Genomic DNA, 2147 nt, shown 5'->3' with positions numbered 1-2147 from the left:
GCAGGCGCAGGCGCACGAGGCGCAGCGCCGGGCGCGTTCGGCGCGCTGCGTGCGCAGCCGCTGCAGCTGGCGCGCCTGGGCGTGCTGCAGGCGTTCGGCGCTCATTGGAGCTCCCTCGGCCTGGCGGCCGGCCCCGCCAGGCGGGAATGAGCCCCGGACAAGTCCTGAGGGCTCACTGGGGCACCCCTCGGCCTGGCGGCCGGTCCCGCCAGGCGGGAATGAGCCCCGGACAAGTCCTGAGGGCTCACTGGGGCACCCTTCGGCCTGGCGGCCGGTCCCGCCAAGCGGGAATGAGCCCCGGACAAGTCCTGAGGGCTCATGCCAGCAGCTCCTGCAGCCGGGCGACGGCCTCGGCCAGCGGCGTGTGTTCGTCGGGCGCCTGGCGCAGCAGCGCCTCCAGCCGCGGCAGGCGTTCGATCGCGCGGTCGGCGAGCGCGTCGCTGCCGGCCTGGTATTCGCCGACCTGCAGCAGGAAGCGGATTTCGGCATGGCGCGCCAGCAGCGCACGCAGTTCGCGCGCCGCGGTCTGGTGCGCGCTGTCGGCGACACGCGGGAAGACGCGGCTGGTGCTGGCGAGGATGTCGATCGCCGGGTAGTGGCCGGCGGCGCCGAGCGCGCGGCTCAGCACGACGTGGCCGTCGAGGATGGAGCGCACTTCCTCGGCCACCGGGTCGCTGCCGTCCTCGTCTTCGGCGAGCACGGTGTAGATAGCGGTGATCGCGCCGTGGCCGTCGTGGCCTGCACGTTCGAACAGCCGCGGCAGCTCGGCGAAGACGCTGGGCGGGTAGCCGCGGCGCACCGCCGGCTCGCCGACCGACAGCCCGATCTCGCGCAGCGCGCGCGCGTAGCGCGTGACGCTGTCCATCATCAGCAGCACGTGGGCGCCGCCGGCACGAAAACCCTCGGCGATGGCGGTTGCGGTCTCGGCGGCACGCACACGCTCCATCGCCGGGCGGTCGGAGGTGGCAACGACGAGCACCGAGCGCGCCAGCCCGCCGTCGCCCAGGCCGTCCTCGATGAACTCGCGCACCTCGCGGCCGCGTTCGCCGACGAGCGCGATGACGTTGAGGTCGGCCTGGGCGCCACGCGCCAGCATCGCCAGCAGCGTGCTCTTGCCGCCGCCGGCCATCGCGAAGACGCCGATGCGCTGGCCGATGCCGACGGTGAGCGCGATGTCGATCGCGCGCACGCCGGTGGCGAGCGCCTGTTCGACCGGGGGCCGCGCCAGCGGGTTGGGGCTGGCGTTGCGCAGCGGCCAGCCGGCCAGGCCGGGCGGCAGCGGCCGGCCGTCCAGCGGCTCGCCGAAGGCGTCGAGCACGCGCCCGAGCAGCCCCGGGCCGCAGGGCACACGCGCCTGCTGCTCCAGCAGTTCGACCTCGGCGCCGAGCGCGACGCCGCGCAGCTCGCCCAGCGGCGCCAGCATCGCGCAGCCGTCGGCCAGGCCGACGACCTCGGCGCGTAGCGGCGCCAGCTGCGGGTGGCGCGGGTCGACGACGCGGCACTGCTGGCCCAGGTGCGCCGGCAGCCCGGTGGCGCGCAACATGGTGCCGACGGCCTGCACGACGCGGCCGCGTGCCGCCACCGGCTGCAGCTCGGCGAGCGCGCGGCGCAGCGCGGCGTCGGGCCAGGCAGGCGGCGCGTTCATGCCGGAAGCCGCTGCTGCAGCGCGGCCTGTACGCGCTGCAGCTGGGTTTCCAGGCCGGCGAGCAGGCGGCCACCGGGGGTGTCGAGCACACAGTCCAGCGGCGCCAGGTTTTCGTCGGCGCGGCAGGCCAGATGCAGCCCGCGCGCCTGCAGCCGCGCCCGCACCGGCTCCACCAGCGCCGGATGCAGGCGCAGCAGGTGGCCGCCGTCTGCGCCGGCTTCCTGCAGCGGCGCCAGCAGGCGCTGCGCGACGGCGGCCATCAGCTCCTCGGCCGGCAGTTCGGCGGCGACGCGGCGCAGCACCAGCAGCGCCAGTTCGACGACCTGGCGCGACAGCGCGGCGAGTTCGTCGTCGTGGCGCTGCACCAGCGCCTGGACCCGGGCCGCGAGCTGCTGCGCCGCGGCTTCGTGCACCGCGGCCTCGGCTTCGCACCGGCCCTGCTCGAACCCGGCGGCCCGGCCTGCGGCCACGGCGGCGGCGATGCGCGCCTGCTCCTCGGCGT

2 protein-coding genes are annotated in these 2147 nt (G+C 76.2%); both read right to left on the bottom strand.

Translation table 11 applies throughout. The features are described 5' to 3' along the window. Positions 1-316: 316 nt before the first annotated feature. Positions 317-1645, bottom strand: coding sequence for a FliI/YscN family ATPase (locus tag CKO43_RS25330; protein WP_200229265.1), 1329 nt, complete (start codon positions 1643-1645; stop codon positions 317-319). Next, on the bottom strand, positions 1642-2147 hold a 506-nt coding region (locus CKO43_RS25325; RefSeq protein WP_259375345.1), incomplete at its 5' end, for a FliH/SctL family protein. The genes CKO43_RS25330 and CKO43_RS25325, both read right to left, overlap by 4 nt.

The sequence above is a fragment of the Rubrivivax gelatinosus genome (assembly GCF_016583785.1).
Taxonomy (GTDB): domain Bacteria; phylum Pseudomonadota; class Gammaproteobacteria; order Burkholderiales; family Burkholderiaceae_C; genus Rubrivivax; species Rubrivivax gelatinosus_B.
The sequence above is the reverse complement of the archived record's forward strand: the minus strand, read 5'-3'. Positions and strand labels throughout refer to the sequence as shown.

Excerpts from the sequence above, each read along its gene's own strand:
- CKO43_RS25330 (WP_200229265.1), bottom strand. The coding sequence starts at position 1,645 with ATGAACGCGCCGCCTGCCTGGCCCGACGCCGCGCTGCGCCGCGCGCTC.